Here is a 19,904-nt window from a genome sequence, read left to right as displayed (position 1 = left end):
TTGTATTAGTTGTTATAATGCCCTGTCAGACATTTGTTTAATAGATAACCACTCGATCTTCTTCCATCTCGAATTCTATATCCATGGCCATCTTCAATACGTCCATCACTTCTCGTACAGATCTGGTTTTCAGGTCTGCGGAAAACTCTTTCTCCAATACGGATGCATCCGATCCGCTAAAAACAATTTCAATGTCGTAGATTCGCTCGATATGCCGGAATACTTTATGCAGCGGATCCTCCTTAAACACCAGCCGCCCTTCCATCCAGGCGAAGTAGCTATCCAGGTCTTCTGCCCATACCAAATTCAATCGACTTTCGGATACTGCAATAGATCCTTTGTAACCTTCATTTACAATCAGTTTCTGCGATGATGCCGATTCATGACTCACCTCAACCGTACCTTCTCTCACCACAACCTCAATCACATCTTCTTCTGCATAGGAACGAACATCAAAAGCCGTACCTACAACTTCAATCAAACCGGATTGTGTTTTAATTCTAAATGGGCGGTTTTTGTCAGACTCTATGTCAAAGTAAGCCTGCCCCTGCAGTTCTACCTCCCTCGAATGCTGACTAAATGTTTCCGGCATGATGAGTTTGCTCGCCGCGTTTAAGGTCACCTTCGAACCATCGCCAAGCTCAACTCTTGCCCGCTCGGCCGCGCTTGTTTTAATCTCATTAAATACAGGCTCATATACTTTTTCCTGCTGAACCGGAGCATACTGAAGTGTTAAAAAACCGGATGCCAGTGCCACCAATACCAATGCAGCCACTTTCATTAGGTTAGATAAAAACTGCTGACGTTTTCTGAGACGTTTAAACTTTAAAACGCGGGCTTTTTTTGCTTTCTCATCAGACCGGTTTATGTGATCGGCAATCCGCCCCCAATCCTCTTCCAGGTTTAACTCCTGAATAAGCGAATCCTGTGAACGATCTTCAGAGGCTTTCCAGATCTGACTGACAGAGTGCAAAATCCTGCGATTTTCATTGCCCTCTTCAAGCCAATTTTCCAATAATTTTGAGTCATTCTCGTCCAGTGTACCATCGAGGTACCGAACGATTACTGACCATATTTCTTCATTTTCTGACATAGATACTTCTTGTTTGTTACTGATTAGACAGAGAGGATTCCCTAACCCCCCACTTAGAAATAATTTTTTTCAACAACCCTCTACAGATCGAGTTGTTCACGTAAAAACTGAAGAGATTTGCCCATCTGGTTCTCCACCGTTTTCCTCTTGATATCCATCACTTCGGCAATCTCTTTATAGGAAAGACCATGTTTTCGATAAAGTATAAATATTGACCTGCGGCGTTCGGGCAGCTCTTCAACCAGCTTCCATATTTTTTGGGTGAGCTCTTCGGTATTCAGATCCGGCGACTCAACCTCTTCCGTGATCTCTTCATGCTTTTTCAGGCTTTCGCTCAGCCTTCTCTTCTGTTTATTCTTCTCGATCTGATTTAATGACTGATTCCGGACAGCCTGATAGAGATAAGCTTTAAGCGACTGCCTGATTTCAAACTCTTGATGGTTATCCCAGATTTTGATAAACACTTCCTGAACCACGTCGCGGGCAAGGTCCAGGGATTTTACATAGCTGTTTGAAAATACACATAGCTTGGAGTAGTATGCATGAAACATTTTCTCAAAAGCGTACTGATCTCCCGATCGGATTTTTTCAACAATCTTATGATAGCTATTGTCGCCATTATTCATATTGGAACACCGCCAAGCTGTTATCTGTCAGTCGCATACCTGAATTCACAATCGGCAAATATTGAGGGAACTACCTTCTGAATTGAACATTGAGCAATTAAACTATACCGAGAACGATGAAAAATATTTGAAGAGATTTTCCGATAGATAGAATTTTTCTTCGCCAGGAACAACAACAAATTTTCATCCCCCGGGAAAAAATGAATTCATCCTTGATGATCAGAGTTTATATCTCGTAAATCCCTCAATGGAGTCATATTCTGCTAACCCGAGTTGATCGTACAGTTTGGCAGTTTTCATGGTTCGTTCATCAGCAATCATCCAAAATTCACGGCTTTCAGAGCCGGGATATTTAGGCTGATCTTTTTGTGAAGCGTGTTTAAAAATGGCCTTTCGCTTTTTCATTCGTTCATCCGGACTCAGCGGAACGGCCATATCAATCTCGCTGATGTCCCATCCCTGCCACACTCCTTTGTAGAGCCAAACGTAGCACTCCTTCATCCACTCCTCACCTTTCAATTCATCAAGTGCCGTACGGATCGAGTCCCAGCAAATTCTGTGGGTACCGTGCGGATCAGAAAGATCTCCGGCAGCATAGACCTGATGAGGTTTCACACTCTTCATCAGATCCTTGATCAACGTGATATCTTCACTGCTCAGCGGATTCTTCTTGGCACGCCCCGTTTCATAAAACGGCATCTTCAAGAAATGGATATTCTCTTCAGGAATACCGGAGTACCGACAAGCTGCCCGCGCTTCTGCCTGACGGATTTTAGTTTTGATCTCGAGCATCATTTCAGAGTCCGTATCACCCGGTTTCTTTTCCTCTACAGATTTCAACAGATTTTTGAATAGGTTTTTTTCGTTCTTACCGGAGCTATACTGCGATAAAAAATCTGCATAACGCAGCGCTTCATTATCATAAACCGAGATATTTCCGGTTGTTTGATATGCCACATGCACCTCGTGGCCATGCTCTGCAAGCCGCATTAAGGTCCCCCCCATAGAAATCACGTCGTCATCTGGGTGCGGAGAGAAGATCAGAACTCTTTTCGGAAATGGTTTTTCCCGTTCCGGCCGGTTCGAATCGTCTGCATTTGGTTTACCGCCCGGCCAGCCGGTAATGGTGTGTTGAACCTGGTTAAAAACCCTGATATTTACATTATAGGCCGGCCCGTGGTCTGTTACCACATCACTCATGCCGTGCTGATTGTAATGCTCATCCGTCAACTTCAAAATGGGTTTCCCCACTTCAAGACTCAGCCAGGTCACCGCTTTTCGAATTCGTTCATCATCCCAAGAGCATGGACCTACCAGCCACGGGGTTTTTCTGCGCGTAAGTTCTGATGCAGCGGCTTCATCCAGTATAACTTTTGTATTCTCATGTTTCTGCAAAAAGGTGGCCGGCACCTGTGCTGAAATATCCCCTTCTACCGAACGGCGAATAATCGGGGCTTTCGCCTCCCCCCAAGCCATCAGGTAGATTTTTTTTGCTTTCAGTATGGTTCCAACCCCCATTGTAATTGCACGGCGCGGTACATGCTCCTCGCCAAAAAATGAAGCTGCAGCATCCGAGCGGGTCAACTCATCGAGAGTAACCAGACGGGTTCGGGTTTTTTCAAGCGAGCCGGGTTCATTAAATCCAATATGACCAGTCCGGCCAATTCCCAGAACTTGAACATCCAGTCCGCCCGCTTCATCAATTTTCCGCTCATAATCCTGGCAATATTTATACACCTCTTGCCGGTCAAGCGTACCGTCCGGAATATGAACATTTTCCCTCTTAATATCGATGTGATTGAACAGATACTCATTCATAAACCGAACGTAACTTTGCAGCTCTTCCGGACGAATGGGATAGTACTCATCCAGGTTGAACGTAATCACCCTTTTAAAGCTCAGGCCTTCTTCCTTATGCATCCGTACAAGTTCACCGTAAACCTGTATCGGAGTCGATCCCGTTGCCAAGCCAAGTACTGTGTTTTGACCTATTTGATTTCGGGCTCGGATCAAACCGGCAATTTCTGATGCCACCAGCTTCGACGCTTCACTTGCATTCTCGAGAATCGAGGTTTCAATTTTCTCAAATATCTTTTGCCCGATGTGATCAAAGTTGTCGCTCATGCTAAATGTTTGATTAATGGATTTCGATGTAATGTGGTTCGCAGAGGTAGAGTCTTCATTCTGAATTCAATATCTAAAAAGAACAGGCATAAATAAAATAATCCTGCAGCCGGAATTAGCTGCAGAATTAAAAAAAATTCCTGATGATGAGATTCCGTTCAACCAACTATAGAAAACAAGATATCAATCTCTTCTCGAGCCGGCTCCGTCGGGTGCACCCCTGTAATACCTGAAGTGCTCTTCCGGGCCCGTAGTTCTTCTCAGTCTTTCCAAGAACTGTTCGGCCTCATCACCCGGCAGATCCTCAAGGTTTGAACTAATGTAATTATCCCTCATAGAGGTAAACTGGCTGATATGCCTGGACCGTGAGTTGATTTTATTTTCTACATAATCTGAAATGTCCACAGTGGTATTATTTCCTTCAGAGCCCCAGAACATATACTCCCGGATACCGTGAGCTTCCAGACCATCCTGCTCAATTTGCTCGGGGAAAAGCAGAAACCACTCTGCAGCTCGCGCGGCATCCACAGCCAGGTATGCGGCTGCACGGTGATCTGTTTTGTGCCACTTCTGATATCCCCAGCCGGGTTCAAAAGCAATCAATACATCCGGTTTTAGGTCACGAATATGATAAACCAGCCTGCGAACAACCTCTTCTTTATCGGCAAACTCCAGCATACCGTCGGTATATCCGAGATTGATGTAGTTTGACTCCGGAATTCCCAGATCGGCCATAGCTGCGAGTTGTTCCTGCCGGCGAATCTTGGCAAGGCGGGTGCGGGTCATATTAGGGTCGAACGTTCCTACATTACCGGACGTCATCAGTAAAATGTGAACATCATTTCCGTTGTCCTGAAGCATAGCCAGGGTTCCGTGTCGCCCGGCGTCGTCATCGGGATGTGCCCCGATCAGCAAGATTGTTTTTCCGGTCCACTCCTCAACGGGTATTTCGGGCTGTCCAAAAACCAGCGATGGAACAAGAAACAGAAAGGCGAGAATTGTTAGTACATTTTTCATGTCGGTATGATTTGAGGTTTAACAAAGTGTAGAACAAACAGTTTGAGGCATTACTGAAACAGCTCTTGAAATGGTGACAGGAATAAAACCGACATCCCCCAAAAAAATAATTTTTCTACACGCAAGGGTTGCAATCTGTGTGGGATAGTTGCTATATTTGGAATCTATTCAGTTGCCCGAGTGGCGGAATTGGTAGACGCGTGCGCTTCAGGTGCGTATGCCCTTACGGGCGTGGAGGTTCAAGTCCTCTCTCGGGTACAGTAAAAATTTTAAAGCCTTGCAGGTCCATGACTTGCAAGGCTTTATTTGTTTATGGCAAAAGCTGTAGTACAAACAACTTCAATACCTCTGATACACATGATCAAACACCTCAATCAATTTAATGTGGATGATCCGGTCGGTATTTCGGTACCCAGTTTTCTGCTTTTTTGCATCCTTAGAGTCTGTACCTACTCCGTCCGGTCATCCAAAACCTCTTCTACGCTTTCTGGTCTTCAAGAACAAAGGTAATTTTTGCATTCACCCTGAATTTGACAACCTTATTATTTTCTACGATTCCCTGCATGTTTTCGCAGTAGACGCTGCGAATGTTGTGAACCGTTTTCGACGCCTGTTTTACTGTATTGGATATGGCCTCTTCCATTGACTTCCCTTCGGCTATCACCTCTATTACTTTTGCTAAAGACACATTTCCTCCTGTTTTTTTCTCTTGTTTTCAAACCTGCTCTACTATCAAAATCACAAAACTCAAAAGATTAAGGTGTCCCTGAACTGTAAGGTTTGTGTAGGATATTCTCTCAGTTTTTTGTCAGGTATTCTCCATTAGAGGCAGAACTTCAGCAGCAATTTTTACCGTCAAGTTTTTCCTACACGGTGTTCCGCCTTTCCATGAGTATTGATCCATCCTTATGCCGATGAATACATTGGGGCCTTTGAAAAACCCTGTTTAATGACGTTTTAATAGTTATCTAATTTCGTATTTTTGTATCTTATAAGCATATAAATACCAATGAGATACCACCATATCATGATCCAAAAAGACAATCAACGCACCTTGGCCGACCAGCTCTTCCACCCCGAAAAGCAGAATACAAAAACAGCCGCCTTTCTGGCCAAGATGGAATCGGTGATTGACTGGGTACCTCTGATGAAAATTATTGCCGGATTGGATCAAACTGGAACCAAAAAGGGCGGCAGACCGCGGCATAACCCCATGTTGATGGTCAAATCGCTGTTTTTGCAACATTTTTATGGATTGAGTGATCCACAGCTTGAAGAGCAGCTCAACGATCGTCTGAGTTTTCAGCACTTCGTTGGGCTCTGCCTTGGCAACAAAGCTCCGGACTTCACCAGCTTTTGGAAGTTCAAGGATGAGCTGGCCAAAGCCGGTCTGACGGATCGGTTGTTCGAAGAAGTGAACCGCCAGCTCGATGATAAAGGCCTGTTTGTCCGCAAGGGCAGCATCGTCGATGCCACGATGGTGGAATCGACCAATCGAACGATAAAAAAGACCAAACAGCAATTGCAGTCGGTTCAACAGAATCCGCAGTACGACAGTGATGCCCGCTCGACCAAAAAAGGAAATCGAACCTACTTTGGATACAAAGGACATATTGGACTGGATGCGGAAAGCAAGCTGATCAACAAACGGATCTTCAGCCCGGCCAATCACCATGACAGCCGGTATACTGAGGAGCTGGCGGATTTGAAAGCGAAAGCGCTGTTTGGCGATAAAGGCTACGCCGATGATCGCATTAAGAAGATGGCACGGGAGTTTGGATGGTTTTATGGAATTCAGGATAAAGCGTATCGGGGCTATCCGCTGAGTCAGAGTCAGATAAAACGAAACCGCAAACTTGGACGGATTCGAGCGGCTGTGGAACATCCGTTTGCCTGGATGAAGACCCAGTCGAAAGCCCTGAAGGCCAGTGCCCGCTGCCAGATCAAGAACGCACTGATCTTTGACTTTAGCTGTATGTGCTGGAATTTGAAACAGGCCAGCCTGTTGCTTGCCAGGGACCCTTAATGGGTGAGGTATGTCCGGGTGTGGTGAAAATGCTACAATTCGGACAAAATCGCCCCTTACATGGGGCTTGGGAAGCTCTTTATGAGCACGATATGGTTCAAATTTCTCGATATGTTCAGAAAAAATCTTCAAACTGTTAACACAAATGAAAACGGGTAGTTTTTAGTAGCCCCCATAAAGTGGTCATATATGCCACATATAAAAATAAAAGAAAGGCACCCTCTCTTCTATTGATGATTTTTCCGGTTAAAAAGATTGGCAGACAGAGAAGCGAAACAAAAACCATAACAGGCAGATCGAAGGATAAAAGTGAAGAACTCATACCCAAGCCACCGGGACTCATGAATGCAGTAAAACCGAGAACACCAAGCAGATTAAAAATGTTGCTACCTACGACATTTCCAACGGCAATGTCTCTCTCCCCCCGAAAGGCTGCTATGACAGATGTAAAAACTTCCGGCAATGAAGTTCCAGCCGCAACAATCGTTAAACCGATAACAAGTTCACTGACTCCAAAAAAGCGTGCCGCTTCAATGGCTCCATCCACAAACCAACCTGAACCATAAATTAACATTACAAGACCAATTGCTACAAAAACCAGGTGTTTCCCAACCTGCAGTATTGAGAAATCCGAATCGGTATTTATCGAAGCACCTTCACTTCTATCCTCTTTCGTAGATCTGCCAAAATAGATCAGAAGAGTAATGTAAATTAAAAGCGTGGAGAACATCAGCAGTCCTTCCATTTGGCCGATGATAAGATTAACCGAGAATATCCACACAACAACTGAAAGCACAATCATTACCGGCACATCGAATCGGACCAGTTTTTCTTTCACATTGAGCGGTGTAATGAGTGAAGATAGACCCAAAATAAATAGAATATTGAAAATATTACTTCCAATAACATTGCCTGCTGCAACTTCGGCCTGGTTACTGAAGACCGATTTAAGGCTTACAGAGAACTCCGGTGAGCTTGTACCGAATGCCACTATGGTTAACCCGATCACCAGCGGAGAAAGTCCCGCAATCGCCGCCAAACGCGATGCACCCCGAACCAATACTTCGGCACCGGCAATAAGTAGAAGTAGACCCGTCAAAAATAGAATTGCTGTCACTTCGGAGGATTCAATCGATTAAGATTTAAAATCTGGTGAACTGCATAGTTACAATTAAATCCACCTTTTTAAAAATACTTTCTACTTAAGGGAACCCAAAAACCTGTCATTCAAAGATTGCAATTAACCGATAAAGCTCTTTCTCCATCGATTTACAATCTTATCAATTTCACCGCCAATAATAACCAGTGAACCGATTCCAACTATCATCACCCATTGCCCAGCATCAAGAGGTACTGTACGGAATACTTTTTGAAGAAATCCAACATGTAGCACAGCAAGGTGCGCCAGTAAAGCGGCCGTCATACTCACGAACAGAAATTTATTTGAAAAGAAATTGATCTTAAAAATGCTGCGATCCAGCGATCTACAGTTCACCACATGGAAAAACTGAAACACGACCATCTGGGTCATTGCAACGGTTCTTGCCGTATCCAGATCACCACCTGTTTCGTTCATGGCCCACCAAAAACTTGCGATGGTTCCAACTGCCAGCACAATGCCAACTCCGCCAAGGCGCTCAATCAATCTCCCGTTTAAAATTCCTTCTTTCACCGGCCGCGGTTTTCTTTTCAGTATACCCGGCTCCCCCGGTTCAAATGCCAGGGCAACATCCTGCAGACCGTTTGTAACCAAATTAATCCATAAAATCTGAACGGCAACAAACGGTAATGGCCAGTTCATAATTACTGCGGCCAAAATCACGATTACCTCACCGACAGCCGTAGATAGCAAGAAAAACGTCACTTTCCGGATGTTCGCAAAAACGATCCTGCCCTCTTCAATAGCTGAAGTAATGGTTGAAAAGTTATCATCCGACAACACCATATCGGAGGCCTCTCTGGCAACGTCCGTTCCGGTTTTACCCATTGCGACTCCAAGATGAGCGGCCCGAAGCGCAGGAGCATCATTCACACCGTCTCCCGTAACGGCAACAATATGCCCAAATACCTTGAGTCTCTCCACAATTCGATATTTATGCTGAGGGGTAACACGGGCAAAAATATTTACATATTCCAGTTTCAAATCCAACTCCTCATCCGACATTTGATCGATCATTTTACCTTCTAAAGCTCCATGTTCCTCAGGGTCAAGCCCTAATTGGCGACCGATAGCAACCGCCGTATCGATGTGATCACCTGTAATCATCACCACTCGAATTCCGGCACCCTGCGCTACTTTCACAGCCTCTAAAGCCTCCGGCCGAATGGGATCCTCCATCCCTTGAAGGCCGGCAAAAATCAGATCACTTCCTATATTCTCTGCGTTATCGAACTGATCACTATCTGTTGGCCTGTAGGCCATAGCCAATACACGAAGCCCTTCTGCAGCCATTCTCTTTGCAGCATTTCGGGCATTCTCTTCATTTAAAGGAATTAAACCACTGTCGGTTACCCGGTGTGAACATTTAGCTAAAATTGCTTCGGGAGAGCCCTTCATAAAAATGAATCGTTCTCCTTCAAAACGATTTAACGTAGCCATGAACTGCCGTTCAGGTTCAAATGGAATGAGATCCAATTCATCTTCATTCTTTTCTGCATCGATTAAAGTCAGCCCTCCTTTATATGCCGATACATGAAGAGCAATTTCTGTTGGATCTCCATGAGGTTCTCCATCCAAGAGTGATATAGCATTGGCTTCATTTGAGAGTGTTCCTGTAAGCAGAACTTTATGAAGCGCCGACCCGATCGGTACTTCCATCGGGTGTCCGTTACGCAATATTTTTCCATTCAGATTATAACCGGCTTCTGATGTCTCGTAAAACTGTCCGTCTGCCCAGATTTTACGAACCGTCATCTCGTTTTTAGTCAGCGTTCCGGTCTTATCCGAACCGATGACCGTTGTACTGCCGAGAGTTTCAACTGCCGGAAGCGACCGGATAATCGCCTGACGATTTGCCATTCGCCTAACTCCAATTGCGAGTGTTACTGTTAAGACCACAGGCAGGCCTTCGGGTATCGCAGAGACAGCCATAGCAACCACGGTAATAAACACTTCCGAAGGTGCCATTTTATGAACTAAACCAATGATCGCTATCAAAATAGAAAATGCAACAATCACATAGCCAATCATGTGGCCGAGCTTATCCACTTTTTGCTGAAGTGGTGTTTTGGTAATCCCAATCTCCTTTACGGAAGTGGCAATTTTTCCAAGCTCCGTAGACTTTCCCGTTCGTACCACCAGCGCCCGTGCTCTTCCCTGAGCCACAATGGTTCCGGCAAACACCATATTTTTTTGATCACCGGGTACAGGGTTTTCGTCCTCGATTGGATCTTCCTTCTTTCGAACCACCATCGATTCGCCGGTTAGTGCAGATTCGTTCACCTCCAGACCATTGGAGTGCAAAATGCGCATATCGGCAGCTACCCTCCCCCCGGATGTAAGAAGTACAATATCGCCCGGAACCAGATCACGCCCGGGTATCTCCATCTCTTTACCAGCTCGAATCACCATCACTTTGGGTGCTGCCAATTTCGAAAGTGCCTCTATAGCGTTTTGAGCCTTCGATTCCTGAAAATAGCCGATCACAGCATTCAGAAGAACCACCACCATAATTACGGCCGAGTCGGTATAATCCTGTAGAATGAGCGTAACAAATGCGGCAGCAAGGAGAATGTAGATAAGCGGATCTTTAAACTGATGAAGCAGAATCTCCCACTTGGTCATCCCCTTTTGGGTTTCAATTTCATTCGGACCAAATTGATCCAGCCGGTTTTTCGCCTCATCTGCTGTCAAACCTTCATGATAGGAGCTTCCCTGGTTTTTGAGAGCATTTTCAATATCCAGGTTAAACCAAGAACTTTCTGTTGTTATTGACTCTGATGAACTGTTTTTCACTTGATTCATTCTGCTCCTTCTCCCTGATTGACACATCAATTTTTCAAACCTATTAATTAATGATAAAAAAATATGCCGTTATCGGACATAGGTTTTAGCACGATCTTGAATTAATGGAAAACCTGATCTCTTTATTGTTCACACAAATTCAACAGGATCTTTCTCCTACAATCCTTGAAAAGTGATTTTTAACTTAGAAATCTCAATATCCTCCGCTACATTGATAGAATGAAAAAACAGACCCTCCACCTTTTTAGCCGGCTTGAAAAACAGAGAGAAGATCTCCTGAAGTTTTTAAAGACGCATTCAGAAGATCAGCTTCATTTTAAACCTGATCCCAATTCGTGGAATATGCTTCAGGTGATCCGTCACCTGGTCACGGCAGAATCTCTCTCGTTCAGATATATCAAAAGGAAGATGAGCGATTCGGCAGCTATTCCCGAAGTTACATTGGGTGCCAAAGTACGATCATTGCTTCTAAAATTTGCTTTGAAGCTGCCAGTAAAATTTAAAGCTCCAAAAGTTGCGGAAGTAAACGAGGAGTACCCCGATTTTGAAATGATGATCGATGAATGGAACTCTGTTAGATATGAGCTGAAGGGTTTAATGATTCAGGCGGATGAAGAAATTTTCAATAAAACGATCTATAAACATCCAAGAGCGGGCTATCTTACATTACATCAAACCATTCATTTCATGAAAGACCATATCGATCACCATATCAAACAGATTGAGCGAATTTCTGTTCATCCACACTTCCCTAAGTGAAGGGATATTAAATCACGAATAAGACCCGGCATCAATAAATTCTGCCTTTTTGAGGAAGCGTGGTTCAATTTTGAATTGTGATTCTAATTCCGGTTTTCAGGTAAAATCGAAATCCTCAAAATGAATCGAATTTTTGGGAACCCCCAGACTTTTTAAATCCTTCAATAGGGATTTTCTCATATCTGCCGGTCCGCAGATAAAAAAATCCTTTTCTCTCACACCGGGAATGTCATTCGGGTTCAGAAGTCCCTCTACATCAGCTCTGACCAGGTGTACCCGAAAACCACTCAGCCGACTTTCCAGCTCTTGAAAGAGTTGTAGGTGAATCGCTTCCTGTTCTGTGTTCACGCAGTAATACAGATCTATATTTAAATCAGATTTTCCCTGTTGTTTCAGATCGTTGCCCCAGCTAATAAACGGCGCGATACCCACGCCCCCTCCAATCCAAACCTGATCTTGTTTACCAAGCCGATAATCAAATCGTCCGTATGGCCCTTCCAGCAGAGCCGTTGCACCGGATTCCAATTCCCAATAAAGCTGATTCGTATAATCGCCCAGTGCCTTGACAATAATTTTTATCTGGCCGTCTTCAGTTTCTTGAACAACGGTAAACGGGTGCGACTCTTTTGAAATTTTCGAATGCAGAAATGTGAAAAAGAAATATTGACCGGGTACAGAATGAACCGTTTCACTTTCCGGAGCCATCGTTATTTCAATCACTTGCTCGTTCAAACGCACGGTTTTCTCAACCCGATAGTGAGATTTGTTTATGACCCACCCGAACAGAATCGATTTATAGATCCGGCCTACAACACCAAGAACTGACAGAATTGCGAGGTAGGTCGTAAGGGCCTGGTTTGCTGTTACAGAAAGGTCCAGAAGGAAGATGTGGAGTATACCGAGAATAAAAAAGAGACCCATAAATTTGTGGGTAATCTTCCACTTGTCATACGGCAGTTTAATAACAATGGTGACCAGCATCAGCAGAATCAACCCCCATAGCGCCCAGCTTCCCAGGTCAATGGAAATTCTGCGATGTACCGGAAACAGATACCAGAAAACTTTATCTAATTCACTCGGGATGAATCGAAATGCAAGCAGAATCGGGTGTATCAGCAGCAGGACCAAGGCCGTTCGTGCCATGGTGTGATGCTGGTGGTACATCTATCAAGCCCTCCGAAATAATCTTCCAGCCATTTTAATCGGGCGACCAACACAAACGTGAGAGCAAACAGTGAAAATCCGGTCCATGCTGCAATTTGGCTGCCGTAAACAAGTAGAGGGTTCAGGTTGTGGCGAACCGTCGTTTCCGGGAATGAGATCAACCAGGGAGGGATCACCAACAGTGCTAATCCCCAAACTATAAGACGTCCGGATTCTCTTTTTTTCATTGCTCCTCCCACCATTACGGATAAAGCAGGTACGGTTCAAAAATAAATTCAGCCAATAAGCTGTTTATCCATCGATTCGATTAGTCAAACCTTACAATATCAGCCCGAACAGTCACTTTCACTTTTGTATAGAGAATAAGATTGAGGAAATCAGAATCGTACCTGACATTTGTCAAAGCCAGTTTCTGACCTTGAACTTCCTCTCCCGACAATTCAAAATTTGTCCAGAGATTTTCGAGTGCCTCGGCATAGAGCATTCCGGTTCCTTCCACTCTGGCAATCGCAAGCGTTGACGCAGACAGGCCCGTTGAATAACTTAATCCCAAAATATAATCCGACTCTGACTCCCCGGTTACATTCGCAGCAGCAATCGTGTAGTTGCCATCTTCAAGATTTACGATGGTTTGATTGGCCGCTAAAAATGCGCCTGAACTTGTACACCCACCCAATATCAGAGCGGTAAGTAGCAGTAACAGAACTTGGTTTTTCATTTTTCCACCTCATTGATTGATTCATTAGTCACTTATCAAAGTTATCTAATTTTACATCATAGAGTATAGGGGAATTACTGATTTATATAGATTTAGATTAGAATTATAGTTCTAACCAAGCCCCCCTCATTATTAATCCCTCTCAGTTTGCAAAATACGTTTCCATCAGGTCAAAGCTCAGTCTGTCAATGTTATCCGCCTTTGAATGACCGGCTGAAATATTGGACAAAACGACCACGCCGATTTTCTGATCCGGATCCATCACAATTGAAGAACGGTATCCGCCGGTGCCTCCGTTGTGCCAGTACCATTTGGCACCGCTGTCCCGATTCAAAATAAACCAGCCCATCGCTACATCCATGTTATCACTGACCTGAAATGTAGGCTCACGCTGTAGCGAAAGAACAGGATCATCAGGATTGAAATTGGATCGGATAAACCGGGACAGATCTTCTGCGGTTGAGAGGATACCTCCTGCGCCGGCCAGATCCGCTAAATCCCAGTTTGTTGCCGATCCCCCTCTTTTCGTTACCCCACTCACCAAATATTCTTCAACATTCTCCCGATCGGTGGTTGATCGATTCATTCCCATCGGTTCAAAGATTTTTCTCTGAAGCAAATCCTCATAACTGATGTTTTCCAATTCACTTAAAAAAAATCCTAATAAACCGGCCCCTAAATTGGAATAGCGATGGGCTTCTCCCGGATCTCTAGATAGTGTAAGATCATTTTTCAAGTAGGATTTCAGTTCCACTTCATCAAAAATTTTGTAGGGATTGTCCATATTCCACAAAAAGTTGAACGTGTAGCCTCCGGGCAATCTCGGTAAACCGGACGTGTGATTGGATAGCTGCAAAAAGGTAAAATCGGGATTCCCTGCCATTTCAACATCCAAAACGTCTCTTACCGTTTGATCTGCACTGATTGCCGAATCGTGTATGGCATGGGCCAGCAGCGTGGATGTAAACACTTTGGAGATGGATCCGATTTCAAATACACGATCATGATTGTCGATACTTTCCAACACGTCGTTGATGCGATGGGCACCGTAAAATGAAACGATAGAATCAGAAATAAACGCAATGGAAAATTGAGTACCGTTTGGAAAAAGGCTGAGAGCAGAGGCTATCGAGTCAACTTCCGCTTCAGATAATTCAGCGGTAACCTCTAATTGATGAACAGCTTTATCAGGTTCACTGACGCTGCTGCAGGAGACAGCCAACAGAACCAAGATTGATAATAGTAGAGTGTATTTGATTGAATTCATCCCAGATAAGTTGTTTCAAACATTATACATGAAGATTTCAAAAACGAATAATGTAATTTTTGAAACAAAGTCTCAATCAGGAAAGTCGAGCACCCGGCATGCAGCGGTAGCTACTCAAAATCAGGTCTGATGGCCGTTACGACATTTAAAAGAGATGTACAGACATTGAAAATCCCTTTCTTATTCATCCTCTCCATATACCAGACTGAGAAAATCCTCGCGCTCTACATTTCCAAAATAATCCTTCACATCCACTCCGTTAAGCGCTTCAGCAATATCAGCCGGCTCGTATCGAACTCCCTGAAGCAAGTTTTCAATTCGTTCTACCGGATCCCGGCCAAAAAAGTCTCCGTAAATTTTCAGGTTTTTGATGTGGCCTTTCTTCACATCCAGCCGAAGATCGATCTCACCAACCGAAAACCGTTTTGTACGCTGAATATTAAACTCCGGCGATCGGCCAAAATTCCAGTCCCAGTTTCCGTATTTCTCATCCTTTAACTCGTGTACGGCCTTCCACTCATCATTTGTGAGGTGATACGTTTCGAAATGATCGCGCTCCCGATACAGTCCGTCCAGCAACCGCTGTCTGAATTCAGAAACACTCATCCCCTCATTCAAAAACTCACTGATGTTGGCAACACGGCTTCGAACGGATTTATGTCCTTTCGATTCGATTTTACTCATCTTCACATCCAGCGCGCGGGTTACCTCCTCCAGGTCACTGTTAAACAGCAGTGTGCCGTGACTGAACATCCTCTTCCCGGTTGAGAACTGAGCATTGCCGGAGATTTTTCGCCCCTCGGCAAGAATGTCATTGCGGCCGCTCATTTCTGCATCCACGCCCATCTCTTTCAAAACCTGAATAACCGGCTCTGTGAATTTTTTGAAGTTATGAAGGTTCTCCTTTTTGTAGTTGGTGATGAAACTGAAGTTCAAATTCCCTTCATCATGATAAACAGCCCCCCCACCCGACATCCGGCGAACCACATGAATTCCGTTCTCCCGAACATATTCGTCGTTAATCTCTTCAAGGGTGTTCTGATTCCGCCCGATGATGATAGACGGCCCGTTAATGTAGAACAACAGGTAGTCCTCACTCTCCCCAAAATTCCGAAGTGCGTACTCTTCAAGGGCAAGATTGATGCGTGGATCGGTAATCCCCTCATTCTCGATAAAAATCATGTCAAACCGCGAATTAAGTGTTTAAAATTTCGTCTCAAAATAGCGCTGTTATGTTCAACAAGTATGAAGAGAAATCGATTCATCCGGGAGAAATTTTAATCCGAAGTGTAATAAAATGAATTTTTTCGGTACTAACAGAACAGAAAGGTTTCAAACATCAACAAAAGTCCAACAATCATGAAAGCTAACAACCGACATCTATTTCTGAAACAATTAACCATTAGGTTCTTCTATTTTATCATATTGGTAACCGCTTTTTCCATCTCCTCTTTCGCCCAAACGAACTACAGTTTCAAGGTTGATATTTCGGGAAACGGAAAACCTGTTCTCCTGATTCCGGGATTGATTAGCAGCGGTGAAGTCTGGAATGAGACAGTGCTCACGCTATCTGAGAATTATGAGTGCCATGTACTCACCATGCCGGGATTTGCAGGTGTTCCTCCTCAGACTGATGCACCCTATATAGAAACATGGAAAGACGAAATCGAAAGGTATATTCAAGAGCAAAACCTGGATCGTGTCACACTGGTCGGTCACAGTTTAGGCGGATTCTTGAGCATATGGATCGCATCAGATAATCTGCCTCAGTTAAAACAGATTATTGTGGTAGATGCTTTACCTTTTCTGGCCGGTACTATGAATCCCAATGCAGTAACCGGATTTAACGAGGCCAATGCAAAACAGTATATGAGCTCACTCTCCGGCATGGATGTCGATCAGTTAAAAAACACTCGCATGATGATGGCTCGTGGAATGACAAACGATTCAACACGATGGGAAATACTGACCGAATGGACGTTGAATTCAGATTTAAAAACGGAAGCCTATTCAGCCACTGAAATGATGGGAATCGACCTGAGAGAGGATATTGCAAATATAACTGTCCCCGTTTTGGCCATCGGTGCATTTGACGAAAATCCTCAATTTCCGGGATTTACAAGAGAACAAATGGAGCAAACCTATCTTTCACAGTATCAAAATATTAAAAATCTGCAGTTCGAAGTTGCCGATGGCGCCAAACATTTTATTATGTACGACAAACCGGAATGGATGGTCGAAACAATGAAAGATTTTATGAAAAAAAATCAATTCAATCAGCAATGAAAAAAGCTGAAAAAGAGCGGCTGTTTGAAGATTTAATTCAATCAAACGAAGATCGAATTTATCGTATCTGCCGCTCTTATTTAAAGAACAGGGAAGATATTCCCGATCTCTATCAAGAGATCCTGATTCAAATCTGGAAGTCGATCGACAGGTTTCGGAATGAATCAACATGGAGTACCTACATCTATCGTATTGCATTGAATACCGCTATTAAGTTCCAACGAAAAAATAGTAACGACAAAAAGTATATCCGGTCTGACTTAGAAGCTGAGGAGAACTCTAATAACAAAGATTATATTTACAAAGAGAAGAGACTGAATGCAATGCACGCCTGTATTCAGATGTTGAGTGATGGGGATAAACTATTGATCACACTTGTGCTTGAAGATCTAACCTACAAAGAGATTGCCGATATTCTAGACAGCAACACGAACCTGATTGGAGTTCGTATTAACCGGGTAAAAAAACGAATTATGAAACTAATGGAGAAGCATTATGAAAACGTTTGATGAACTAAAACAAAATTGGAAATCTCAGCAAAATGATGCTGAAATTGACGTTCATCAACTGAAAGAAAAAGTAATGAAACGTTTAGTAAGCGATCAGAAAAAGCTCATTTTATCCAACCTTTTTGTATCGGTTTCTTTTGCCATTGTATTTGTGGTGATGGCATGGGTTTGGAGCTCAAATCCGGACAGAACGATCTATTTCTACGCAAGCTTGATCAGTATGTCGATCCTTCTGGCAGGGACACTGGCAGGCTTGTGGGCAGGCGTGCAGTACAAAAACGAACACACCTATAAAGGCACCCTTGAATTCCTGCAGGCTAACATTCAAAAACTTACTATTCGAAAATTTATGTTGCAGAAATTTATGCCGGTTTACATGATTCTGCTCTTGGTGTGCTTCTACTTCTATTACGCAGATACCTTTAAAGATGCAGAGCCGGTTAGTACATTTACTGCTTATGCTCTCACAACACTGTTCTTTGCAGGTGTATACTACTTTTCAAGAGGAAAGCGTGTCCGACAAATTGAACAGGTAGAAAAATTACAGATCGAACTTGAAAAAATCAGAGACGAATTGGAGGTTTGAGACTAGGTTGCTCACAGTCCAATCACGAAGTATCATGGATCATCAGGTTTTGATTCTGGAAAATTTATGTAAAGCAATTCAGCCGTACCATCGCCTCTATGCTATTTTGAGTTTCAAACTAATCCCTCTATTCGGCGACTATACTTGATAATTCATCCTTTCACAGAGCTGACGCACGGGTCTACTGTCTGTTCGTCCTTTCAGAATTTTTTTAGGCGCAGTCCAAACAGATAGATAAATAATAAGACCAACAAGTGAACGCGATATCAATGGAAAAATCACATTTCGTTGTTCGTCAATTGGTCATTCGCAGTTCATCGATCATATTCTGCAGGTCTGCTTATTCTACACTTCCCTCGGCAATATCCTCCAGTCTAATGACCAAAACCCTGATCCTGTAATGAAGAGAAATACGCACCCCAGAAACATCGCAAAATCAATTCTGGAGATGTGAGCCATCAGCCAAAAACCCTCTTCAAATAAAATTGGAAACTTGCCAATCAGCACCGTAAAACTAATGGTTAACAAGAGAGGTATTACGGCTAATCTTGTAAAAAGTCCCACCATGATGAGCAAACCACAAACCACCTCAAATGTTGAGATGACGGTTACCATAGCTCCGGCTGAAATGAAGCCAAGATTTTGAAAAAATCCGGTTTCCTGAAGTTCCGGATAGGAGAATTTCAATATGCCGCCACCAATACTTTTTATTATCTATTCATGTAATGCACATCCGAAAGTGAATTCATCAGATCGGCACTCGCTTTCGGAGTAATATCCCGCTGTTGATTTCCCAGCATCTCGTACCCAACCCGAAATTTCTTGACTGTTGCCGATCGAAGCAGCGGCGGATAGAAATGCATGTGAAAGTGCCATTCGGGATGTTCTTCCCCATCGGTTGGCGCGGGATGAAAGCCGGCTGAGTAGGGAAAGGAGATCTCAAAAATGTTATCGTACTTAACCGTAATCTGTTTGATGATATCCGCCAGTGCATCTCTCTCCTCACTCGTCATGTCTGTAAATCGAGCAAACGGCCTGCGGCTAATGACGATCGTTTCAAACGGCCAAAATGCCCAAAATGGAACAATAACTACAAAGTGATCATTTTGAGCTACTATACGTTCATCTTGCTCCATTTCCAATGCTAAATAATCACTCAGCAAGGTTCGACTGTGTTTTGAGTAATACTCTTTCTGCTGAACCAACTCTTTTTTCGGCTCATTCGGGATGGTCTGCTGTGCCCAGATCTGTCCATGAGGGTGCGGATTACTGCATCCCATCATCTCTCCTTTGTTCTCAAAAATCTGGACGTAGTTAATGTAGTCTCGGGAACCAAGCTCTTCATACTCTTTTACCCACAGATCTACCACATTTCGTATTTGAGAATGCTCCATCTCAGGCAGTGTTAAATCGTGGCGAGGCGAGAAACAGATCACCCGGCAAATTCCCTTCTCCCCTTTGGCAATCAGCAGATCATTTTTGTTGTACTCCTCATTTGGCGTATTGGGTAAAAGCGCGCTGAAATCGTTATCAAAAACAAAAGTCGATTTGTAGTCCTCATTATGTGCACCTCCGGCACGCGAATTTCCGGGACAGAGATAACAATTCGGATCATATTCCGGTTTCTTCTCCTGAGGGACATTCTCCTGCTTGCCCTGCCACGGTCGCTTGGTGCGATGTGGCGAAACCTGAACCCACTCACCGGTTAACGGATTGTACCTTCGATGCGGATGATTTGACAGATCTAGCTTCATAATTCTTTAAT

At 43.7% G+C, this 19,904-nt stretch carries 19 protein-coding genes and 1 tRNA gene; 6 read left to right on the top strand and 14 right to left on the bottom strand.

Annotated elements, in window-relative coordinates:
• Positions 1-37: 37 nt before the first annotated feature.
• The 4 genes from BG260_RS02175 to BG260_RS02160 all read right to left on the bottom strand — a co-directional run bounded on the left by BG260_RS02175 (position 38) and on the right by BG260_RS02160 (position 4,860).
• Positions 38-1,093: a FecR family protein gene (locus BG260_RS02175; RefSeq protein ID WP_069130301.1), complete on the bottom strand. Its 1,056-nt coding sequence runs from the start codon at positions 1,091-1,093 to the stop codon at positions 38-40.
• 80 nt (positions 1,094-1,173) lie between these two features.
• A complete protein-coding gene (locus BG260_RS02170; protein WP_069130300.1) occupies positions 1,174-1,719 on the bottom strand; it encodes an RNA polymerase sigma-70 factor in 546 nt (181 codons plus the stop codon).
• 219 nt (positions 1,720-1,938) lie between these two features.
• A complete protein-coding gene (gene nagB, locus BG260_RS02165; RefSeq protein WP_069130299.1) occupies positions 1,939-3,843 on the bottom strand; it encodes a glucosamine-6-phosphate deaminase in 1,905 nt (634 codons plus the stop codon).
• Positions 3,844-4,026: 183 nt separating this feature from the next.
• Positions 4,027-4,860 carry a PIG-L deacetylase family protein gene (locus BG260_RS02160; protein WP_069130298.1) on the bottom strand — a complete coding sequence of 278 codons (834 nt, stop codon included), beginning with the start codon at positions 4,858-4,860 and terminating at the stop codon, positions 4,027-4,029.
• A 174-nt stretch (positions 4,861-5,034) separates the two neighbouring features.
• On the opposite strand from BG260_RS02160, the gene BG260_RS02155 reads away from it, so the two are divergent.
• Positions 5,035-5,118 (top strand) — tRNA-Leu (locus tag BG260_RS02155).
• A gap of 220 nt (positions 5,119-5,338) precedes the next feature.
• Here the strand turns inward: BG260_RS02155 and BG260_RS02150 are convergent.
• Positions 5,339-5,548, bottom strand: coding sequence for a dodecin family protein (locus BG260_RS02150; protein WP_069130297.1), 210 nt, complete (start codon positions 5,546-5,548; stop codon positions 5,339-5,341).
• Positions 5,549-5,869: 321 nt separating this feature from the next.
• Between BG260_RS02150 and BG260_RS02145 the strand changes: the two genes are divergently transcribed.
• The gene (locus BG260_RS02145) at positions 5,870-6,886 is read left to right on the top strand and encodes an IS5 family transposase (RefSeq protein WP_083750050.1); all 1,017 of its coding nucleotides are present in this window, start codon (positions 5,870-5,872) and stop codon (positions 6,884-6,886) included.
• 136 nt (positions 6,887-7,022) lie between these two features.
• On the opposite strand, the gene BG260_RS02140 is transcribed toward BG260_RS02145, so the two are convergent.
• Together BG260_RS02140 and BG260_RS02135 are read right to left on the bottom strand one after the other, a co-directional pair.
• Positions 7,023-7,985, bottom strand: coding sequence for a calcium/sodium antiporter (locus tag BG260_RS02140; RefSeq protein WP_069130295.1), 963 nt, complete (start codon positions 7,983-7,985; stop codon positions 7,023-7,025).
• A 141-nt stretch (positions 7,986-8,126) separates the two neighbouring features.
• Positions 8,127-10,850: a cation-translocating P-type ATPase gene (locus tag BG260_RS02135; protein WP_069130294.1), complete on the bottom strand. Its 2,724-nt coding sequence runs from the start codon at positions 10,848-10,850 to the stop codon at positions 8,127-8,129.
• A gap of 219 nt (positions 10,851-11,069) precedes the next feature.
• Here BG260_RS02135 and BG260_RS02130 point away from each other — a divergent pair, with 219 nt between their 5' ends.
• Positions 11,070-11,609, top strand: a complete 540-nt coding sequence (locus BG260_RS02130) for a DinB family protein (RefSeq protein WP_069130293.1) — start codon at positions 11,070-11,072, stop codon at positions 11,607-11,609.
• A 96-nt stretch (positions 11,610-11,705) separates the two neighbouring features.
• Here the strand turns inward: BG260_RS02130 and BG260_RS02125 are convergent, their stop codons facing one another.
• The 5 genes from BG260_RS02125 to BG260_RS02110 form a co-directional block, all read right to left on the bottom strand.
• On the bottom strand, positions 11,706-12,752 hold the full coding sequence (locus tag BG260_RS02125) for a ferredoxin reductase family protein (protein WP_176719411.1): 1,047 nt from the start codon (positions 12,750-12,752) through the stop codon (positions 11,706-11,708).
• Positions 12,722-13,000 carry a hypothetical protein gene (locus tag BG260_RS14010; RefSeq protein ID WP_141691499.1) on the bottom strand — a complete coding sequence of 93 codons (279 nt, stop codon included), beginning with the start codon at positions 12,998-13,000 and terminating at the stop codon, positions 12,722-12,724. Before BG260_RS14010 ends, BG260_RS02125 begins: the two co-directional genes overlap by 31 nt.
• Before the next feature lie 80 nt (positions 13,001-13,080).
• Positions 13,081-13,491 (bottom strand): DUF6567 family protein, encoded by a 411-nt coding sequence (locus tag BG260_RS02120; protein WP_069130291.1) that lies wholly within the window; start codon positions 13,489-13,491, stop codon positions 13,081-13,083.
• 142 nt (positions 13,492-13,633) lie between these two features.
• Positions 13,634-14,758 carry a serine hydrolase domain-containing protein gene (locus BG260_RS02115; RefSeq protein WP_069130290.1) on the bottom strand — a complete coding sequence of 375 codons (1,125 nt, stop codon included), beginning with the start codon at positions 14,756-14,758 and terminating at the stop codon, positions 13,634-13,636.
• Positions 14,759-14,938: 180 nt separating this feature from the next.
• Positions 14,939-15,940, bottom strand: a complete 1,002-nt coding sequence (locus BG260_RS02110; RefSeq protein WP_069130289.1) for a lipoate--protein ligase — start codon at positions 15,938-15,940, stop codon at positions 14,939-14,941.
• Between the two features lie 177 nt (positions 15,941-16,117).
• Between BG260_RS02110 and BG260_RS02105 the strand changes: the two genes are divergently transcribed.
• Genes BG260_RS02105 through BG260_RS02095 form a run of 3 tightly spaced genes read left to right on the top strand, consistent with a single transcriptional unit; the run spans position 16,118 to position 18,139 of the window.
• Positions 16,118-17,044, top strand: coding sequence for an alpha/beta fold hydrolase (locus tag BG260_RS02105; RefSeq protein ID WP_069130288.1), 927 nt, complete (start codon positions 16,118-16,120; stop codon positions 17,042-17,044).
• Positions 17,041-17,553 (top strand): RNA polymerase sigma factor, encoded by a 513-nt coding sequence (locus tag BG260_RS02100; protein ID WP_069130287.1) that lies wholly within the window; start codon positions 17,041-17,043, stop codon positions 17,551-17,553. The genes BG260_RS02105 and BG260_RS02100 overlap by 4 nt, the downstream gene beginning before the upstream one ends.
• Complete coding sequence (locus tag BG260_RS02095) at positions 17,540-18,139, top strand: hypothetical protein (protein ID WP_069130286.1); 600 nt, start codon at positions 17,540-17,542, stop codon at positions 18,137-18,139. The genes BG260_RS02100 and BG260_RS02095 overlap by 14 nt, the downstream gene beginning before the upstream one ends.
• A gap of 345 nt (positions 18,140-18,484) precedes the next feature.
• Here the strand turns inward: BG260_RS02095 and BG260_RS02090 are convergent, their stop codons facing one another.
• Positions 18,485-18,826, bottom strand: coding sequence for a DoxX family protein (locus BG260_RS02090; protein WP_083750047.1), 342 nt, complete (start codon positions 18,824-18,826; stop codon positions 18,485-18,487).
• 23 nt (positions 18,827-18,849) lie between these two features.
• Positions 18,850-19,896, bottom strand: a complete 1,047-nt coding sequence (locus tag BG260_RS02085) for a UDP-glucose--hexose-1-phosphate uridylyltransferase (RefSeq protein ID WP_408005545.1) — start codon at positions 19,894-19,896, stop codon at positions 18,850-18,852.
• Positions 19,897-19,904: the final 8 nt, after the last annotated feature.

It is taken from the genome of Rhodohalobacter halophilus (genome assembly GCF_001715195.1).
GTDB classification, from domain to species: Bacteria; Bacteroidota; Rhodothermia; order Balneolales; family Balneolaceae; genus Rhodohalobacter; species Rhodohalobacter halophilus.
Note: the sequence above shows the minus strand (reverse complement) of the source record. Positions and strands in the feature narration are given on the sequence as shown.